This is a genomic window from Aliinostoc sp. HNIBRCY26 (genome assembly GCF_050235535.1).
Classification (GTDB): Bacteria; Cyanobacteriota; Cyanobacteriia; order Cyanobacteriales; family Nostocaceae; genus Trichormus.
The window spans coordinates 2191848-2212088 of sequence record NZ_CP189852.1; the positions used below are offsets into that span (position 1 = coordinate 2191848).

At 41.3% G+C, this 20241-nt stretch carries 18 protein-coding genes; 13 read left to right on the forward strand and 5 right to left on the reverse strand.

Translation table 11 applies throughout. The features are described 5' to 3' along the window. Positions 1-13 precede the first annotated feature (13 nt). The gene (locus ACQFX9_RS09360) at positions 14-2227 is read right to left on the reverse strand and encodes a phosphoketolase (RefSeq protein ID WP_427161747.1); all 2214 of its coding nucleotides are present in this window, start codon (positions 2225-2227) and stop codon (positions 14-16) included. 267 nt (positions 2228-2494) lie between these two features. On the opposite strand from ACQFX9_RS09360, the gene ACQFX9_RS09365 reads away from it, so the two are divergent. Next, positions 2495-3880: a cytochrome P450 gene (locus ACQFX9_RS09365; RefSeq protein WP_427161749.1), complete on the forward strand. Its 1386-nt coding sequence runs from the start codon at positions 2495-2497 to the stop codon at positions 3878-3880. An 87-nt stretch (positions 3881-3967) separates the two neighbouring features. Here the strand turns inward: ACQFX9_RS09365 and ACQFX9_RS09370 are convergent, their stop codons facing one another. Further along, positions 3968-5206 (reverse strand): L-lactate MFS transporter, encoded by a 1239-nt coding sequence (locus ACQFX9_RS09370; protein WP_427161751.1) that lies wholly within the window; start codon positions 5204-5206, stop codon positions 3968-3970. Between the two features lie 512 nt (positions 5207-5718). Here ACQFX9_RS09370 and ACQFX9_RS09375 point away from each other — a divergent pair. Together ACQFX9_RS09375 and crtO are read left to right on the forward strand one after the other, a co-directional pair. Further along, positions 5719-6477 carry an LmeA family phospholipid-binding protein gene (locus ACQFX9_RS09375; protein WP_427161753.1) on the forward strand — a complete coding sequence of 253 codons (759 nt, stop codon included), beginning with the start codon at positions 5719-5721 and terminating at the stop codon, positions 6475-6477. A 115-nt stretch (positions 6478-6592) separates the two neighbouring features. Then, entirely contained in the window at positions 6593-8287 is a 1695-nt protein-coding gene (gene crtO / locus ACQFX9_RS09380; RefSeq protein ID WP_427161755.1) for a beta-carotene ketolase CrtO, read from the forward strand. Positions 8288-8561: 274 nt separating this feature from the next. Here crtO and ACQFX9_RS09385 read toward each other — a convergent pair whose 3' ends face one another. Beyond that, positions 8562-8969: a DUF6335 family protein gene (locus tag ACQFX9_RS09385; protein ID WP_427161756.1), complete on the reverse strand. Its 408-nt coding sequence runs from the start codon at positions 8967-8969 to the stop codon at positions 8562-8564. Positions 8970-9394: 425 nt separating this feature from the next. On the opposite strand from ACQFX9_RS09385, the gene ACQFX9_RS09390 reads away from it, so the two are divergent. From ACQFX9_RS09390 to ACQFX9_RS09425, 8 genes are all read left to right on the forward strand, one after another. Then, positions 9395-9796 (forward strand): DUF2267 domain-containing protein, encoded by a 402-nt coding sequence (locus ACQFX9_RS09390; protein ID WP_427161757.1) that lies wholly within the window; start codon positions 9395-9397, stop codon positions 9794-9796. A gap of 37 nt (positions 9797-9833) precedes the next feature. Further along, positions 9834-10931, forward strand: coding sequence for a DJ-1/PfpI/YhbO family deglycase/protease (locus ACQFX9_RS09395; RefSeq protein ID WP_427161759.1), 1098 nt, complete (start codon positions 9834-9836; stop codon positions 10929-10931). Between the two features lie 68 nt (positions 10932-10999). Beyond that, entirely contained in the window at positions 11000-11686 is a 687-nt protein-coding gene (locus tag ACQFX9_RS09400) for an SRPBCC family protein (RefSeq protein ID WP_427161761.1), read from the forward strand. A gap of 71 nt (positions 11687-11757) precedes the next feature. After that, positions 11758-12927 (forward strand): zinc-dependent alcohol dehydrogenase, encoded by a 1170-nt coding sequence (locus ACQFX9_RS09405; RefSeq protein WP_427161763.1) that lies wholly within the window; start codon positions 11758-11760, stop codon positions 12925-12927. 129 nt (positions 12928-13056) lie between these two features. Continuing rightward, entirely contained in the window at positions 13057-13452 is a 396-nt protein-coding gene (locus tag ACQFX9_RS09410) for a hypothetical protein (protein ID WP_427161764.1), read from the forward strand. A 173-nt stretch (positions 13453-13625) separates the two neighbouring features. Further along, positions 13626-14795 (forward strand): zinc-dependent alcohol dehydrogenase, encoded by a 1170-nt coding sequence (locus ACQFX9_RS09415; protein ID WP_427161766.1) that lies wholly within the window; start codon positions 13626-13628, stop codon positions 14793-14795. Positions 14796-14807: 12 nt separating this feature from the next. Next, the gene (locus tag ACQFX9_RS09420) at positions 14808-15149 is read left to right on the forward strand and encodes a cupin domain-containing protein (RefSeq protein ID WP_427161767.1); all 342 of its coding nucleotides are present in this window, start codon (positions 14808-14810) and stop codon (positions 15147-15149) included. 516 nt (positions 15150-15665) lie between these two features. Further along, positions 15666-16580, forward strand: coding sequence for a manganese catalase family protein (locus tag ACQFX9_RS09425; protein ID WP_427161768.1), 915 nt, complete (start codon positions 15666-15668; stop codon positions 16578-16580). A 261-nt stretch (positions 16581-16841) separates the two neighbouring features. Here ACQFX9_RS09425 and ACQFX9_RS09430 read toward each other — a convergent pair whose 3' ends face one another. Further along, complete coding sequence (locus ACQFX9_RS09430) at positions 16842-17231, reverse strand: agenet domain-containing protein (protein ID WP_427161769.1); 390 nt, start codon at positions 17229-17231, stop codon at positions 16842-16844. 204 nt (positions 17232-17435) lie between these two features. Continuing rightward, positions 17436-18497, reverse strand: coding sequence for a DMT family transporter (locus tag ACQFX9_RS09435; protein WP_427161771.1), 1062 nt, complete (start codon positions 18495-18497; stop codon positions 17436-17438). A gap of 252 nt (positions 18498-18749) precedes the next feature. Here ACQFX9_RS09435 and ACQFX9_RS09440 point away from each other — a divergent pair, with 252 nt between their 5' ends. Further along, a complete protein-coding gene (locus ACQFX9_RS09440; protein WP_427161773.1) occupies positions 18750-19130 on the forward strand; it encodes a hypothetical protein in 381 nt (126 codons plus the stop codon). A gap of 208 nt (positions 19131-19338) precedes the next feature. Further along, entirely contained in the window at positions 19339-20214 is an 876-nt protein-coding gene (truB, locus tag ACQFX9_RS09445; protein ID WP_427161775.1) for a tRNA pseudouridine(55) synthase TruB, read from the forward strand. Positions 20215-20241: the final 27 nt, after the last annotated feature.

A 20241-nucleotide genomic window follows, 5' to 3' on the forward strand; every position in this document is an offset into this window, starting at 1 on the left:
ACTTTGAAAAGACCTAATGCACCAATTCAATTGCCCGCTTGGTCAACGCCTCAGCAGTCAAACCATTGAACGCCATCAACTCACCAGCACTAGCTGTAGTTTCCCCACGCTTCCAGGCAAAGGTGTCGCGCTTGCTGTTACTCCGCAACATGATGGGTTCTAACATCGAAGCCACACCACCAGTGACACCAATTAACGCATCACCATCAAATAATTCAGCGAATTTTGCATCATCAATGAAACCGCCATCGGGTTCAGAACAGGTATCCCAAGCTACATCATGAGGACGATATAAACGGCGGGGATTAATTACAGAAACTATCTTCACTCCAATACCTTCAGTTTCTAAGAAAGCGGCGGCTTCAAATACAGGAATTAATGTCATATCGCCAATAACTGCAAACACAACTTGCTTACCACCAGGAATTTCATGTAATACTACTGCACCTTCTTCTAAACCTTGGCGTGTTTGTGCAAAGGTGGTGCGAATTGGTAAGGGTGATTTACTGGCAGTGATAACAATTCCTTTATTCTTAGTTGTCAACGCCCAGTCATAACAAACTTGGGTACTGTTAGCATCAGGGGGGAATACTGGAAATACATTACCATTTCGCATCATGGATGCAAAGTAAGCTTCAATTTCAGGACGTTGGTGAGTCCAACCGTTGCGCCCTTGTTCTAATGCGCCTGCTGTAAATAAGGTAATAGTTGAGGGAGTTTGACGGCGTAATTCTGCCATTGCTTGGGTGACGGTTTGCCAAATGGGTAAACCGTTGATGGCAAAAGATTCATAGGAACACCAGAGAGTTCTTGCACCCATCAGAGATAAACCAACGGCTAAACCAGCACAAGCATCTTCACTCAAGGGTTCGTAAACTTGCCCGTTGGGTGCTTGGTTGTATAATTCGTCGGTGGTGGGGTGGATAATCTTTAAGGCTTGGTTGATGTTACCTATACCTGATGCTTCGTTACCGTCGGCGTTGGTGACGAGGAAATTTTGGTCTTTCTGTCCGACTACACCCACCAGTCGTCCCATTGCAGTGGTTGAAACTTTGGGTTCGCCGCCTACTGCATATTCTTCTAATGGTAATGTACCTAAATCTGGTAATGGTAACTCAAATTCAGTCACCACTGTTTTAGCTGCGGGGCCACCTCCGGCGCGTTCGGCGTTGGTTCTGACGATTTGCCAAGCTTCTGGGGATAATGCACGGGTTTGCAATGCGCTGACAATGTGGGGTGCGTCTAAGGTATCTTTCGGATAGAGGTTGTGTGATTTCGCACCTCTGGCGTGAACACCTGCGCCTTTGAGTTGTTTGATAATAAAGACTGTGAGTTTTCCACTGAGGGCGGAACGGGCGGCTTTATCTACGGCTACAAGTACGGCTTTGGTAAAGGCAAGGCGTTGCTCAAAGGAAAAGGCGGTACTATCTACGTAGTCTCCTGGTTGATTTTGGTCGTCAAATTCTTTGGCATCAACTAAGATGACTTCCTCAAAGCCGTTACCTTGCCAGTAGGCTGTCATCTGTGCGTTGGTTTTCAGGGAAACCATGCTGTGATGTTCTTGGCTGTAACCGTTCCACACCAACACGGGTAAGAAGTTAGTAGCGTTGGGATAGGCGGTGTTAAAGTGCGCCATTGAACTCATGATGTAGGGTTCACCTAGTCCACCGTCGCCGAGGGTGAAGGGAAAAAGTTTGTCACGGTGGAGGAGTGCAGCCGCCATTGCAAAGTGCTGTCCTTGTCCCAAAGGCCCGGCGGGTGCAAGAATGCCAGGGATGTAACCGGAAAGGTGTCCTAAAAGTCCATGCTTTTCACGGAAGCGATCGCGCAATTGTTGTACTGTAAAAATGCCCATGTCCTCTAAGGAACGGTCAAGGAACATGGCACTATAAAACCCTGGTGCGTGATGCCCGACTTCAGTAATAATATTTTTATACCCCAGCATGACCAAAGCCGCGTAAGCTTCTGCTTGGCTAGCAAACCCGCCTGGGTGTCCAGATGCCTTACTACCAGTGATTTGTAGAGTTAAGTAGCGCAGAGCATCAGCAGCAAGCAAAGTTTGATACACAGCTTGAGGGTCTTGAGGATCTGCGATCGCTACTTGTCCTGATTCTATTGCAGGTGTGGCACCATAAGTTTCAAAATCTGGTAGCACTTCCCCAAAATATTGAATCCCTTCACAAAAATCAGGGAGTGCCGAAGAAGCCTTTGGTGTGATTGCAGTCATGCTGAGTACCTTGTAAGAATGACGAGTAAATATAGATGCTCGTTGAATTTAACAGAAATTTTACATCTTTAGGGATGTGAAGAATTATCAGTGTTTTGTGATGTTGGAGATAAGTAGTTTAAATGGCAAGGTGTGGGGGTGTGGGGAAAAGGGAGACAAGGGAGACAAGGTAGGCAAGGTAGACAAGGGAGATTTTTACCCTAATGCCCAATGCTCAATGCCAAGTAATTTACGTAAAAATAACTATATCCATTCACAAAAATTTTTATGCAGCTACCAAAAATCCCTGATACCCCAGTGGTTCTACAAATGCTGAATTGGATCTTTCGTCCTATGGCTTATATGGAGGAATGCCGTCAACGCTACGGTGATATTTTTGCTCTGAAATTGCAAAAAAACTCTCCTCCGTTGGTTTTTGTTAACCACCCCGATGACCTAGAGCAAATTTTGAGCCATGATACTAAGGAATTAGAAGCCCCAGGGGATTTAAATGATTTATTTGAGGGTTTGCTGGGTAAAAGTTCTGTTATTACTCTCTCTGGTACAGAACACCAACGCCAACGGCAATTACTCATGCCTCCTCTGCATGGCGAAAGAATGCGCCACTATAGTCAGATAATTCATGATATTACTGCTAAAGTCATCAGCCAATACCCCCAAGGACAATCTTTTAATGTTCGTACTATCAGCCAAGAAATTACCCTACGAGTAATTATGCAGGCGGTGTTTGGTCTAGATGAAGGAGTACGCGCCAAAAAACTGCAACAGCTTTTAGGGGAAATTTTAGAAAATGGTAGTTCTGTTTGGTTGATAACTCTGCTATATTTCCCAGCACTGCAACGAGATTTTGGGCCGATTAAAATCTGGGGAAGACAAGGACAACTCCAGGAAGAAGCCGACCAACTCATCTATGATGAAATTCAAGAACGGCGGGAACATCCAGACGCATCACGGACAGATATTCTTAGCTTACTCATGGATGCTAAGGATGCAGCAGGGCAACCCATGACTGATGTAGAATTGCGGGATGAACTGATAACTTTGTTAACCGCAGGTCACGAAACTACAGCCACAGCTATAGCCTGGGCTATGTACTGGATTCATAAACTACCACAAGTTAAGGAAAAACTTTTACAAGAATTAGATAGTTTGGGTGATAATCCTGACCCCACCACAATTTACAAGCTACCCTATCTCAGTGCTGTGTGCGTGGAAACTTTGCGAATTTATCCAGTGGGGATGCTGACTTTTGCTAGAAGGGTGAAAACACCTATAACTGTGGGGGGTTGTGAACTTGCGCCGGGAACACCAATTGTAGGTTCAATTTACCTAACCCACCAACGGGAAGATTTATATCCACAACCGAAGCAGTTTAAACCAGAACGTTTTTTAGAAAGACAGTTTTCTCCCTATGAATACTTACCCTTTGGCGGAGGTGCAAGACGCTGTATTGGTTTAGCCTTTGCCCAATGGGAAATGAAATTGGCGATCGCTAAAATTTTAACCATGCGAGAATTAGAGCTGGTTAACAATACAGAAGTTAAACCCCAACGTCGCGGTTTAGTCACCGGGCCAGACCATCCTATCCAAATGGTGATTAAAAGTCAGCGTCAAATCAAATCTCGCAGTTTAGAAACGTCCACTGTCGGGTGAAACAATAATCTCCCGCTACACACAAAGCGGTGTAGCGGTGAGAGTTTCAACAGGCATATCAATTCCAAATGGCAGAAAATATGCCTCCTACTGGCTAACAGAAACACTAGAAAAACTACGTTTGAGCATGAACACAGCTAACACAATACCTAAAATTGCCAGTGCTGTAGTAGGGTAGAAAAACACTGTGTAACTGCCGAATATATCTCTAATTCTGCCAGCTAGCAAAGTTCCGCCTAAAGCACCTGCACCATAGGCTGTGAAAACCAGACCGTAATTTTTAGCATAGTCTGCTGGTGAAAATAAGATTAAGGTAGTGGTGGGGGCGATCGCTAACCACCCTCCAAAGGAAAAGTAAAATAGAGAAAATGCCACTAAATAAGTAGCTACAGCACCTTGACCAGCTTTCACCATCATTAGCGATGCAATTAATACTAAGGTAAAGGAAACAATAGCCCCCAATTTAGGACTAAAACGGTCAGTCAGCCAACCAAAAAACAAACGCCCTAAAGCATTAAACACTGCAAATAAAGAGACTGTACTAGCTGCTGCTGTTGCATCTAGCTTAATGATTTCTTGGGCTAAGGGGCTAGAAATGCCAATTGCCGCTAGTCCTGAAAATGTACCGATGGTATAGCACAGCCATAAACCATAAAATGCCGGTGTTTGCAGCATTGTTTCAGAAGTTGTCGAAGGCGTATTGCTATGGGCTGAGAACCCAGGATTCCAACCTGCTGGCTGCCAGTCTTCTGGAGGTGTCTTCAACAAAGTTGCGATCGCTAGAATAATAGCTGTAAAACTTATACCTAAAATTAGAAAAGTTTGTCGCACTCCAAAGTTATCAATCAGTGATTTCGCCAACGGTGCTGTAATTAATGGAGACAGACCAAAACCAATGACAGTTAAACCAACAGCAATACCTTTCTTATCAGGAAACCATTTAGCAATTACTGCTAACGGTACGCCATAAACTATACCCACACCCACGCCCGCTATCACGCCGTAGGTGAAAGTTAGCACTTGGAAATTACCATTTAGACCCGACAAAATATAACCCAGTCCCATAATTACACCCCCAACTGCGGTGATCATACGAGTCCCGAAACGCTTGATGTAAAAGCCTGTAATTGGCATTAGTACAGCAAACATCATTAACAAAACTGTAAACGGTAATAGACTTTCTGTAGCATTAATACTCAGTAATTTTTCCAGAGGTTTTCTAAAAATACTCCAAGAATAAACAGTACCAAGACAGAGTAAAACAGTTGCACCAAGAGGGATCAACAACCATCTACCTTTTTCTGCCGGCAAACCAAAAAGCTGCATATCTGCATCTATCCTCAGAAATAAGTAATTTTTCTATCAGTATCTCACCTTTTTGGACTGGGAATATTTGATTAACACAAGATTGGGGGAATTCCAGAAATGAGATTATTCAATGCAGCATTGTCATGAGCTTGACATGGTTTAATATTGTCACAATTAAATATTACAAATATGCGACAGTTGACAAATATTTTGTATTTCACGAATATGCAAACTGCTGTAATTGACAACTAGCACTCAAAAACTGTGGCGACTTAATTGCGACTTTTGGTTAATTTCTGCACTAAAAATTCTCCTATAAGATTTTTTAGACGCGTAAAAAATTATGCTTTATGAAGCACCCATTTCTAGGAGTGTCTACCGCACTGCGATCGCCATCAAAATACAGGTATAAACTATTAACATCAGAAGTTAAAATCCCCTTTCTATTGCGAGATATATACCATGTTATAGATTCGCTAATAGATACTTAGAGTTTATGGTAAATAATCATAAGTAAAAAATATGTATTCATGTCAGACCAAAAAAGTTTAGACAAGCAAATCATCTCTCAAGTAGCTGAAACAAGTATCGCTAATCAACTAGAAGCAGCAGAACAAATTGATATCTATGTAGAAACTGATATCTTAAAAATTATGCAAGGACAAGCAGATGGTGTGACATTTGCTGGACAAGGATTAGTCACAAAAGAAAATATCCGTCTTCAAGAAATAAAACTGCAAACAGATAGCATTGATATTAATCCCCTTAAGGCTATCTTCGGACAGATTCAACTAAACAAGCCAGTAAATCTCATGGCTCGTGTTACCCTAACTGAAGCCGATCTCAATCATGCACTGAATTCACAATTTTCTCGAAAATTAGTGCAGAAGTTTCAGGTGAGTGTGAATGGTCAAGTTGTAGACTTTGCTTTGCAAAAAATGCAAATATCTCTACACAGTCAGAATCGCATTGAATTACAAGGAAAAGTGCAAGTTACAGAAAATAACCTTAATCGCTCATTAGGTTTTACCGTAATGCTACGACCCCGAACTCAATACCATCCCATCATATTGGAAAGTTTTAACTGTAATCAAGGAGAAGGGATTTCTCTCGACCTAATTGTATCTTTAATGCAGAAATTTCAAGAACTAACAAATCTGCCTGATTTTCAATTAGAAGATATTAACTTCAGCATTAAAAACATGGAAATACAACCAGGGAAACTTATTCTTTTAGTAGAAGCTAATGTTAATCAAGTACCTGATTCGATGACACAATTAATTGATTAACTATAGCATTCATTACAACTACTAGTTAAATGAAATTATTCACGAATTCTCAAGGTTGTAATTTTTCCTATCGCTTTGTAATATTATCAAGCCACCTTATTCTAAAATTAAACATATGCAAGAGTATGATGTAGTTATTATCGGTGCAGGTCACAACGGGTTAGTTTGTGCAGCTTATTTGCTCAAAGCAGGCTATAGTGTCCTACTCCTAGAAAAACGTCCCGTCCCTGGCGGTGCAGCTACCACAGAAGAATGTTTACCCAAAGAAGCCCCCGGCTTTAAATTTAACCTCTGTGCCATCGACCATGAATTTATTCATTTAGGGCCAGTTGTTGAAGAATTAGAATTAACAAAATATGGCTTAGAATATCTAGAATGTGACCCAGTAGTTTTTTGTCCCCATCCTGACGGTAAATATTTTCTCGCCCATAAATCTCTAGAAAAAACCTGTGCTGAAATTGCCCGTTACAGTGAACGCGATGCCAAAAAATATGCAGAATTTACCGACTATTGGCAAAGGGCAATAGGTGCAATGATTCCTATGTTTAATGCACCGCCAAAATCCATCATCGATATTGCTGGTAACTACGACATTACTAAATTAAAAGATTTATTTTCTGTCATTGGTTCACCAAACAAAACACTAGATTTTGTACGTAATATGATGACCAGTGCCGAAGATTTATTAAATGAGTGGTTTGATTCTGAATTTCTCAAAGCACCCCTTGCTAGACTTGCTTCTGAATTAGGTGCGCCGCCATCCCAAAAAACGTTAGCTATTGGTGCAATTATGATGGCGATGCGTCACAACCCCGGTATGGCTAGACCACGGGGCGGTACAGGCGCACTAGTCAAAGCTTTAGTGAATTTAGTTACGGCTAAAGGTGGTGTCATTCTCACAGACCAACAGGTAGAAAAACTATTAATTGATAATGGTAAAGCTGTTGGTGTTAGGGTAGCTGGTGGTAAAGAATACCGTGCTAAATATGGAGTTATTTCTAATATTGATGCCAAGCGGTTATTTTTACAAATGACTGATAAAAGTGATGTTGATGCAGCCGACCCAGATTTATGGGAAAGATTAGAACGTCGCATTGTCAACAATAATGAAACTATCCTCAAAATTGACTTGGCTTTAGATGAACCCCTGCGCTTTCCTTATCATGCCCACAAAGACGAATATTTAGTTGGGTCTATCTTAATTGCAGATTCCGTTGCCCATGTGGAACAAGCCCATAGTAAATGTACCTTGGGAGAAATTCCTGATACTGACCCATCCATGTATGTAGTAATGCCTAGCTTCCTTGACCCCACCTTAGCACCTCCAGGAAAACATACTGTGTGGATTGAATTTTTTGCCCCCTATCAAATTGCAGGCGCAGAAGGTACAGGTTTAAAAGGAACTGGTTGGACGGATGAATTAAAAAATCAAGTTGCAGATAAAGTTGTGGAGAAATTAGCAACTTATGCCCCTAACGTCAAAACTGCAACTATCGCCCGTCGAGTAGAAAGCCCCGCAGAATTAGGTGAGAGATTAGGCGCGTACAAAGGTAATTATTACCATATTGATATGACATTAGATCAAATGGTATTTTTCCGTCCTCTGCCAGAAATTGCTAATTACAAAACCCCTATTGAGAATCTCTTTTTAACTGGTGCAGGTACACACCCCGGTGGTTCAATTTCTGGAATGCCAGGACGTAATTGTGCGCGGGTATTTTTGCAGACTAAACACCCCATCACCCAGACTTTAAAGGATGCAAGGGACTCAATTAAATCTACAGTCGGTTCGGTGTTTGGTATTAGTTAGAAGTTAGATATTTTCGTGCTTTTGCCATACCGTAGCAAAAGCGCGAACTTCTCAAATTAAAGGTTTGTAGTGAGGACTTTAGTCCTTGTTTGAGAACTAAAGTTCTCACTACAAACTAAGATTGGTATAATACCAATTATCCAAAACTGAGCAACAGCCGCATAGCTTGAAACCAAGATGGTATCTGACTTGCTTAATTGCGAATTACGAATTACAAATTGCGAATCGCGAATTGCGTTAGCGAAGCGGGGCGTTAGCCCATTGCGAATTGGTATTAGCTATCATCTGGTTGCCGTTCTTGATAATCTTCGGCAGAGGTAGGATCTAATTCCCAGCGTGCATCGTCACGGCGTTCTAAAATGTCTTGAGTGTGAAGTAGTTCGTTATCGTTCATTTCTAAACCCACGGCTGCTTCTAATTCTTCCGTCACATTTTGGTCAGGGGTGGGTGCAGTTCCGCCAACAGCTTCTTCGCCTACAGAGTCAGCATCTTGCCAATAAGCATCAACATCACCACCAGTTAGTTCGGGACTGGTTTGTGTATATTCTCGTCTTCTTTCTTGCAGAATTCTGCCGCCAATATTGTAACCAGGGATGTCCTTCACACCTGTACCATAGGACTCGGTCACTACTTGTGGTAAATCATCAGATTTAACTTCGTGATTTTGATTATTTTCTGTCATAAAACTAGCCCTTACAATATCATTACCATAACTATTTTTAGCTGATTAGTTGTACTGCATAAGATGTACAACTTCAGAGATAAATTAATCTATTTCCTAAGAGCGAAGTAAATATAGACGTTACAGTCTAATCTGAAAAGTATGAAATCTAAGGTCAAGCCACTTGTAGTTGAATCTGGTAGTTATGAGTGAGGAGTTCTCAACCCACGTCAAGCCTAGATGAAAAATTCCTACTCATAACTATTTTTCTTAAGGGAACGGAAAGAAGCAAATTTTTGATCTAATCTATTAAATTTACTGTTAAGGATTGCTGATTTTCCGTTAGCCATTCCAAAGTCAACAAGTTTTTAAATATCAATATAAATGCTGAAAGATAAAATCCTTTCCTAAACAATGCCTAAAATCTCTGGATAACGGAGGCAGCAATGGACTATAACGAGTTTATTACTCATGTACAAAGCTTGGCTCAATCTAACTCCCGTGAAGAGGCGGAACGTGCTACCTGTGCAACTCTAGAAACGATAAAAGAGCGGATTTCTGGAGATGAAGCTCAAGATTTATCTGCTCAATTACCACAAGAATTGAGTCAGTGTTTGCAAGGTCGGGAAGGGGAGCCAGACCAAAGCTTTAATTTACAAGATTTTATTGTGCGTGTTAGTCAAAAAGAAAATCTAGAACCAACAACAACTGCAATTCATGTGCGTGCAGTTTTTGCAGTGTTGCAAAATGCTGTTACACCACAAGGATTTGCTAAATTACATCGGCATTTTTCTCACGACTATGAGGAAATGTTTGGGACACCTCCAAATAGTGAAGTTCCAGTTTAGACAATTCAAAATTTAAAATTATTAGCCAGGAAAAAATATGACCGACCACAACAATCATTCTGTTAAGAAAAAAGTAGCGATTCTCATTGAACAAGCAGTAGAAGACGTAGAATTTATTATTCCTTGCAACGGGCTAAAGCAAGCAGGATTTGAGGTAGTTGTCCTGGGTGCGCGGATGAATGAAAAATATAAGGGCAAACGCGGTAAACTATCTGTGCAAGCTGATGCTACCACTACAGAGGCGATCGCATCAGAATTTGATGCTGTAGTTATTCCCGGTGGGATGGCCCCCGATAGAATGCGCCGCAACCCCAATACAGTCCGCTTTGTGCAAGAAGCAATGCAGCAAGGAAAGATAGTGGCTGCGGTTTGTCACGGGCCACAGGTGTTAATTGAAGCTGATTTACTCCAGGGTAAGCGCGCTACGGGTTTTAGTGCAATTCGTAAGGATATGATTAACGCTGGTGCAAATTACGAAGATGAAGCACTGGTAATTGACGGTAACTTAATTACATCCCGTGAACCTGGAGATTTACCTATTTTTACCACTGCAATTTTGAACCGTTTGGGTTACGGCGGGAAAGAAGCTGCATTACCAGATGTCAAAAACACCAGTGCAGAATGGTGGAAACTGGCTGATGCTTGGGGTGGTTCGACTAAAGCTGAAATCGTGCGCGGCTTAAATACAGCTTTGGCTGGAGAACGTTATTCACTAGAAGCACTACAAAGTTACGCAGAAAAAGAATCAGATACACAAGCTAAAGCGTTGTTTCAAGACATGATTGTGAATAAACAACGCCACATCGAAAGAATAGAAACATATCTGCAAAGACTTGGCGAAAAACCATCTTTGAGTGCAAAAATTGCCAATCAATATGCCAAAGTCAAATCAACCTTGACAGGTAGCGATGACATCTACCAGATACGCTGTGCCTTGGGTGATTTACAAACAGGTATTGGTGATATTGGTAACTTGTGTGCAATGTACACAGACCCAGTAGCAACCGCTATTTTTAAAGGAATTTACCAAGACCTAGTGCAGTACGAACAGCGATTAGTTAACCTATATCGCACACGCATAGCCTCGGAAATTAAGCCTCCTCAACCGACAACAGGCGCAGCTGTTTCAATTTAAGAGAATTGGGAGTAGAGATAAAACTCATCATCTACTCCCTAAATTTTTGAAATCTGGAGTAGAGTAACGTGACTTTAACATCAGGGGATAAACAGGCTGAAGCTAGTGATTTAGAACGTTGGGCTTCGCTTATTGGTGGTGGTGCGTTAGTGTTAATGGGTTTACGACAAGCCTCTTTGCGGGGAGTATTGACGGCTTTAGCTGGAGGTGGCTTGATTTACCAAGGTGCGACTAAACGCAGCACCATTCAACAAGCCCAAGAAGCCATCGGTTTGAACAAACCCATCAAAGTTGAAAAGACGGTGACAATTAATAAGTCAACAGAGGAACTATACCGTTATTGGCACAACTTTGAGAATTTACCCACATTCATGAAACATCTCAAATCTGTCAAAGTTTACAATGATAAAAGGTCGCACTGGATAGCTAATGCACCCCTTGGTAATAGCATAGAATGGGATGCAGACATCTTAGAAGACCGAGAAAATGAGTTTATTTCCTGGGCTTCTGTAGAAGGCGCAGATGTAGAAAACTCCGGTTTTGTGCGTTTTCAACCAGCACCAGGAAATCGAGGTACAGAAGTCAAAGTAGTTTTAGAATACAATCCCCCAGGTGGAACATTAACAGCAATTTTCGCCAAACTCTTTGGTGAAGAACCAGAACAACAAATAGGTGACGAACTACGCCGTTTCAAAATGCTCATGGAAGCAGGCGAAATCGCCACCACAGAGGGACAGCCATCGGGGAGGAAATGAGGGTGCAGGGGTGCAGAGGTGCAGGGGAGAAGAACTAATGACTAATGACTGTTGACTATTGACTAATAACTATGAAAGCTGTTTGTTGGTATGGTGCTAATGAAGTTAGGGTAGAGTCTGTCCCAGACCCGACAATACTCAATCCGCGTGATGCGATTATTAAAGTTACTTCTACGGCGATTTGTGGGTCAGATTTGCATATTTATGGTGGCTATATTCCCACAGTGCAGCAAGGTGACATTATCGGTCACGAATTTATGGGGGAAGTTGTAGAAGTTGGTCAAGGAATTGATAATTTAAAAATAGGCGATCGCGTCGTTGTTCCTTCTACAATTGGCTGTGGTAGATGCCATTATTGTCAGCATGATATGTGGTCATTGTGCGACAACTCTAACCCCAAAGCTTGGATAGAAGAAAAACTTTTTGGTAACATCACCTCAGCTATTTATGGCTACTCTCATATGTTAGGGGGTTATGCAGGGGCGCAAGCTGAATATGTGCGTGTACCTTTCGCTGATGTTGGTGTTGTGAAAGTACCGCCGGATTTATCAGATGAAATGTTATTATTCATCTCCGATGCTATCCCTACCGGTTACATGGGGGCAGAATTTTGTGATATCCAACCAGGGGATACTGTCGCAGTTTGGGGTTGTGGTGCAGTCGGACAATTTGCCATGATTAGTGCCTATATGATGGGTGCAGAAAAAGTCATCGCTATCGACCGCTTTCCTGAACGCTTAGAAATGGCAAAAAAATACACCAAGGCCGAAATTATTAATTACGAAGAAGTCAATGCAGGCGAAGCATTAAAAGAAATGACAGGCGGACGTGGCCCTGATGCTTGCATTGATGCAGTTGGTTTAGAAGCGCATGGTGTGGGAATAGAAGATTTCTATGACCAAACCAAACAAAAACTAAAACTAGAGACAGACCGTCCCCATGTATTACGAGAAATGATGGTGGCTTGTCGTAAAGGTGGAACTCTTTCTATCATGGGTGTCTATGGTGGATTTGTAGATAAAATACCTTTTGGTGCTGCTTTTAATAAAGGTCTTACCTTCAGAATGGGACAAATGCACGGACAAAAATATATGCACTTGTTACTACAACTAGTATTAGATGGCAAACTTGATCCATCTTTTGTAGTTACCCATCAATTACCCCTAGAACAAGCACCCCATGCTTATAAAATCTTTCAACAAAAACAAGACAACTGCGTCAAAGTTGTACTCAAACCTTGAAATTAGCCAGTAGTAGCTGAAAAATAATGTAATTACACCCAATTACATATTCATAAATCACACTTTCAAAAGATGTTTAGTTACATCTCCTACATCAAAAATAGAGATGCACTGTAATTGAGGTTCTTTATGAATCGAGTAATTTCTTGGTTACAAAACTTCCTCCTCCGTCAAGTTGTAATTGTTTGTTTAATTGGAGCTACTTTCTTTATAGGTCAGTGTTTTACATATAGCAGTGCCATGATTGCTCAGGCTGATGTAAAAACTCCAGAGGGTATCTATTACAAAGGCACACCAGATAGTCAAGGAATTGGCGACAATCAAGTGAGAAATGCCCAAGAAAAGCTCAAAGATACTGTTGATAACGTGCGCGAGAAATTAAATTTAAACGAAGAAACGCCCAGAGCTACAAAAGAATTTCAAGCTGATGTAAAAAGAAAAGCCAAGGAAGCAGTTGAGCCTATTACCAATCGTGACCGTGGTTATTATCAACAACCAGAAGCGCAAAGAGAAATTAGAAGATAGTTCTAAATAGATTGCCAAGAGACGCATTTTATCGCGTCTCTTAACTCAATTTCAACAAGATTTTCAACTTGAATAATACACAGAAGCATAGAAAAGAAACCTAATTAGCTATTGACTGTTGACTAATGACTAATGACTAACAACTAAGGACTAATAACTAAGGACTAATAACTATGAAAGCAGTTTGCTGGCATGGTACTAACGATGTCAGAGTAGAAAATGTACCTGACCCGAAAATTATTAACCCCCGTGATGCCATTATTAAAATTACTTCTACAGCCATTTGTGGCTCAGATTTACATATATATGATGGCTATATCCCCACAATGCAACAGGGCGATATTCTCGGTCATGAATTTATGGGGGAAGTCGTTGAAATAGGAAGTGCAGTCAAAAATGTGCGAGTAGGCGATCGCGTTGTTGTTCCTTTTACTATTTCTTGCGGTTCTTGCTTCTTTTGTCAACGGCAATTATGGTCTTTGTGTGATAATTCTAACCCTAACGCCTGGATGGTAGAACTGCAAATGGGACATTCCCCAGCCGGTCTATTTGGCTACTCCCATTTATTCGGCGGTTACGCTGGCGGTCAGGCAGAGTACGCCCGTGTGCCTTTTGCTGATGTGGGTTTGCTGAAAATTCCTGAAAATCTTACGGACGAACAAGTATTATTTTTAACTGATATTTTCCCGACAGGCTACATGGCGGCGGAAAATTGTCATATCAAACCTGGTGATATTGTCGCTGTTTGGGGTTGTGGCCCAGTCGGACAATTTGCCATCAAAAGCGCATATATGCTGGGTGCAGAAAGAGTCATCGCTTTTGACCGTATACCTGAACGCCTACAAATGGCGAAAGAATACGGTAAAGCGGAGGTTCTCAACTACGAAGAAGTCAATATTGGGGAAGCACTCAAAGAAATGACTGGCGGACGTGGCCCCGATGCTTGCATTGACGCAGTAGGAATGGAAGCCCACGGTACAGATATGATGGCTTTTTACGACCAAGTTAAGCAGGCTGTGAGGCTAGAAACAGACAGACCAACAGCTTTAAGACAAGTCATTGTCTCGTGTGGTAAAGGCGGTCATGTCTCATTAGCAGGTGTATACGGCGGCTTCCTCGACAAAATACCGATGGGTGCAGCCATGAACAAAGGTTTAACCTTCAAAATGGGACAAACCCACGTTCATAGATATTTAAAACCTTTACTAGAACGTATTCAAAACGGTGAAATAGATCCTTCCTTCGTTATCACCCACAAACTACCGCTAGCACAAGCACCCCACGGCTACGAAATTTTTAAACACAAACAAGATAACTGCATCAAAGTTGTACTCAAACCTTAAGGTGATGAACTTATGACTGATACTAGCGTCAAAAAAATAGATTCTTCCCATTCTCCCAAAGGTAAACTCGGTCAAAAATATCTAGCTTCCGGTAAAACTGTTTCCATGCGGCTTTGGGAAAATGAACAAGCCAGAGAAGATAAACAAACAAGTCAACGTGAATATGAAACCGTTGGTTATGTAATTAACGGTCGTGCAGAACTGCACATTGAAGGACAAATGATTTTACTAGAACCTGGTAGTTCTTGGGTAGTTCCGAAAGGTGCAACTCATCACTACAATATTCTAGAGCCATTTACAGCCGTAGAAGCCACTAGCCCCCCGGCTCAAGTTCACGGACGTGACGAAAATTAAAACCCCTTCGTCATCAAAGCGAAAAGATAGTCAGAAACCTCGCCTCTAAATATTTTCAGCCGATTGAAACTATTAGTCTGACGCACAAACTATGATACATCCATAAAGATACCCGACTTTTTAAAGGGTCGGGTATCTTAACATAAGCAACCTGTCAAAATCAATCAGGCAGAATTAATACCAATTTGAGAAATTATTGCGACAAACAGATTGTCAAAAAGCTTACCAATAAAGCATTCCACAATCCACAATCTAAAATCCAAAATCCAAAATTGTAAGATGCGATCGCACTCAAGCGATGATTATAGCCTCATAGCAAAAAAATGATAACTGTTTTAATGTCTGACGCAGATTAGTACGTGCATCCAAAGAGTTAATTTTGCTGTAACTATTGCCTAGTTTTTCTATCACTCCTGACTGATGTAGATAAAAGATTTACTTAGTTTCCTAGAAGCAAGAAGCCATAAAAATCAAAGATTTGTGAGCTTGTATTCTGTCACTTAACTAAGAAGCAAAATGTTTTATCATTCTAAAAAGCTGCAATATTTCAAACCCCCAGAAAAACCAGATCCAGTCTATGCGATGAAAATTCAGGAACTCATTGGCGGCACTTTTGGGGAAATGACCGTCATGATGCAGTACCTATTTCAAGGTTGGAATTGTCGTGGCCCTGCCAAATATCGAGATATGTTGCTAGATGTGGGGACTGAAGAAATTGGTCACATTGAAATGCTAGCTACAACTATCGCCCATCTTTTAGACAAAGCACCTGTAAACATTCAAGAAGAGGGTGCAACAGATGCAGTAGTAGGTGCGGTGATGGGTGGGACAAACCCGCGAGATGTGATCATGAATGCAGCCATGAATCCCCAACACGCCATCGTTTCTGGTTTAGGCGCAACTCCATCCGATAGCGTGGGCTATCCTTGGAATGGTCGTTTTATTGTTGCTAGTGGTAATCTCTTAGCTGACTTCCGTTCCAATCTTCACGCCGAAAGTCAAGGACGCTTACAAGCAGTAAGATTGTATGAAATGACGAATGACCCAGGGGTAAAAGATACCCTAAGTTTTATGATTGCCCGTGATACCATGCACCAAAACCTCTGGTTAGCGGCGATTGAAGACTTAGAACAATCTGGACTAGAAAGTACACCAGTTCCTAGTTCCTTCCCCTTGGAATTAGAAAAACGTGAATTTGCCTATCAGTTTTGGAATCATTCCGAAGGGAATGAAAGCTCACAAGGGCGTTGGGCAAAAGGTCGTTCAATGGATGGCAGAGGCGAATTTGAGTATATTACCAACCCCCAACCATTAGGGCCACAACCCCAGCCACCACAACCAGAACCACAACTTCATGCTACACCGCAAACTAGACCAGAACAACAAGGAGATGGTTCAAGAAAACCACCCGTAGTCCAACACATTGGCTAGTCAATAATCAATAGTCAATAGTCATCAGTTTTTCTTCCCCTGCTCCCCTGCCCCCATGCGCCCTGCCCCCGTGCCTCTTGCCCCCAAGTGGGAGCTATGACCCCTCACCCCATTATTGACTTGCACGACATAAAATAGAAAAACGACCACAGTGATTGCCGTGATCGTGGACGAATTAACTATACAAGCTAGATTGTACTATAAACCCATGCTTCTTGACTTACCCCAAGGCGGGGTTTTTTGTGTTGTATAGATATTTTCTTATCTGCTGACCCGTGCTGGTTCAACCCACTCATCCCAAGAACTGTCGTAACCAGTATAGGTAACTTTATAGCGATTATTACGGACTTCTAAAATTCTCCCATCGTACCATTTTCCTCTCCAGAGAATTCTGGCTGAATCGCCTGCTTTAAATAATGCGCGAAAGCGGGCAGATCCAACCCACTCATTCCAGGAACTATCATAACCATCGTAGGTAATATAACACCTGTTATTCTGAACTCCTAATACTGTAGCTGCGTACCATTTTCCTTTCCAAAGCACTTCTGCTTTTTGTCCTACAGAACAGGGTGGAGCAGCTAAAGCACTGGGAATAAGTGTTCCTAGCCAAGTTGCCATAAAAACGCCGGCAAACAGTAATTTGTTTTTCATGTTTTCTATTGGGTGGTGAAATTTACTACTAGCTTTCACTATTTTCACCGTGCTGAATTAGCGATCGCCTCAGCAAGAACTATGAATTTACCCCGCCGTTGATTATGATATTACTGAGTATCTTTGTCTGAAAAATAAGTTTTTGACAGAAATCCTACTTAGTTAATATGAATTAATTGTAATGAGCTAGAAAACTGAATTTAGTTAAACTCCCTTAAACCCAGCCTTGTTTTCTATTTCTTGTTCTTTGGCTGTAGAAACTTCCTGATTAACCATTAAACGAGCAGAATTTTGCCGCCGCAAGCTAATTTGACTAATCAAGATACCAATTAATATTAAACCACCACCAAAATATTGAGCAGGAGTTGGTGCTTCACCGAGAATTAAATAAGCTGCTAAAATACCTGCCACGGGAGTAAAAGAACTAGCTAAAGAAGCTGTAGATACGCTAGCCACTCTCAAACCTTTAATCCAAAATGATTGACCGACGACAACAATTAGACCTCCATAAATCAACATCCATTTCCATAAAAATGGTGATAGCACATCCATAAAATGCTCACTTCCATAAAGCACAAGCGCAATGATAAAAAATACGACTGTGCCTAAAGCTGTGCGAAAAATACTGTAAATCCCCAAGGGAATATCAATCAGATGTTGTTTACTAATCACTGTTGCTAATGATAAAAATACTGCTCCTGTGGCTGCTAATAGTTCACCTAAACCAATATTTAATCCCGCCATATTCATCATGATTTGCCCAGTTTGAGGCTGAAGAATCACGGTAATTAGTACACCAATAAAAGCAGCGATCGCTCCGACAATCTCCCCTTTATTTACCCGCTCTTTCAAAACCACTATCGATAAAAATAATGTTAAGGGAACTTCTATGCGTCCTATCAAAATGACGTTATTAACATTGGTTAAAGCCAGAGATTGAAAAATTAAGCCAGGGGCTAAAGCTCCTGCTAAAATCGCCACAACTATTAAATAAAGCCAATCTTTTTTGGTGATTTTCTTTAATGCTGTTTGATTCCACTGTTGCCCATAAATAAAAATCATCAAAAATAAAGCGCAGAGATTACCCACAAACAAAACATTACATAACGAAATTGGGTTGCGGCCACCTAAGAAGTTTTCTGCACCAATTTCAGTTAGTTTGCGCGTTATTGCACTTGATGCGCCAAAAATTAACACTGCTAACCATAAATAAACTTGACCAGGAATTTGGTGTATGAAACGATTCTTTCTTCTTAACTTGTCCACAATTACACCACTCCCACGAGACAATCATTCAATATATAGGACTAGTATTTAATTTTGAAAACCCTATCTTGTTACTTCTTAACCCCAATTCCTGATTTTGTACTTAAAACCTGATTTTTCTGAGAAAATGCTGAGTATTCACTGAATTACTTGCACAAGTAAATTCAGGTAATTTCCATTTAGGCTTCAGGTGAACTTCAGTAGTTGTTGAGATGCTGTAATCGCCGGGATAAACCAAAAACGGAGTTACCAATGAAATTTGCACCATCTTTACTTACAACTGTTGCTTTAGCTGGTATGTTAACGGTATTTGACGTTCCACTACAAGCCGTTAATCCTCATTTGGTACAAGCATCAGCAGAAGAAATGAAGGATGCGACAGGTTTGACTGCACAACAAAAAATTGATTTTCTAGCTAAACACAAAGGTCAGTTTGGTAGTGGTGATCAGTTGCGTCGTTTCTTCTTTGGCGACTTAGAACCACTGGGAGTTCAACCTGGTGGCGCAGGTATGGTAGTAAATCTTTATAACAAGGCTAATAATGTCACCATCTCTTATTGTGCAACCTATGACGTAGTAGTTGCCGTCAAAAAGGGCAAAATCAAAGCTTTTGCGCCCGAAGAAGTTAAGTAATTATCTCATATATTATTTACTCAATAGATACCCGATTTGATGAAAAAATTGGGTATCTAGTCATATCATGTCTACGTTTATCTATTGACGCACTCCCCACGCATCACGACTCGTAAAAAACCTTACACCCCTATTTTCCAAAATTTCAGCTTTCAGCCACCTGATAGTATTAGAATTGTGGGCGATCGCTAAACTCATAAATTTCACAGTGCAAGGTTTTATTAACTTAAACAAGCCATTTGGCTGGACTTCTCATGATTGCGTGGCCAAGGCGCGAAAATTATGCAAACTCAAACGTGTAGGACACGCAGGTACATTAGATCCCGCCGCTACTGGTGTGCTACCCATTGCAGTTGGTAAAGCTACAAGATTATTACAATATCTTCCCAGTGATAAAGCTTATAAAGCTACTATCCGCTTTGGGATGCAGACTACAACTGATGACTTACAAGGTGAAATCATCTCGTCCCAACCTGGCGCGGAATTAGATTTAGCACAAATAAAAACGGTATTAGCTAAATTTATCGGTAAAATCGAGCAAATTCCACCAATTTACAGTGCGATTCAAGTCGAAGGAAAACGTCTGTACGATTTAGCGCGTCAAGGTGCAGCCGTAGAAGTTCCCCCAAGGACAGTAGAAATTTATCGCATAGAAATTTTAGATTGGCGAGTCGGAGATTTTCCCGAATTAGATGTAGAGATAGCCTGTGGTGGCGGCACATATATTCGGGCGATCGCTCGTGATTTAGGTACAGTGTTAAATACAGGCGGAACTCTCGCTGCTTTAGTACGTACTCAAAGTAGTGGTTTCAATTTAGCAGATAGTCTCACTTTAGATGAGTTAGAAGCCCAACTCTCAAACGGGACATTTCAACCCACCCCACCAGATACAGCCTTACAACATCTACCATCTGTAACTTTACCCAGCATTTCTGCCCAAAAATGGTGTCAGGGACAGCGCATTTCCCTAACTCCAGAAATCACCGATCAGGTGCGAGTCTATGAAGCAACCCGTTTTTTGGGAATTGGCGAATTACAAGCGGGTGTATTAATTCCGCAAATGGTATTTGAACCTATTGCTTAAAATGTTTTGTTTGTTAATCGCCTAGAT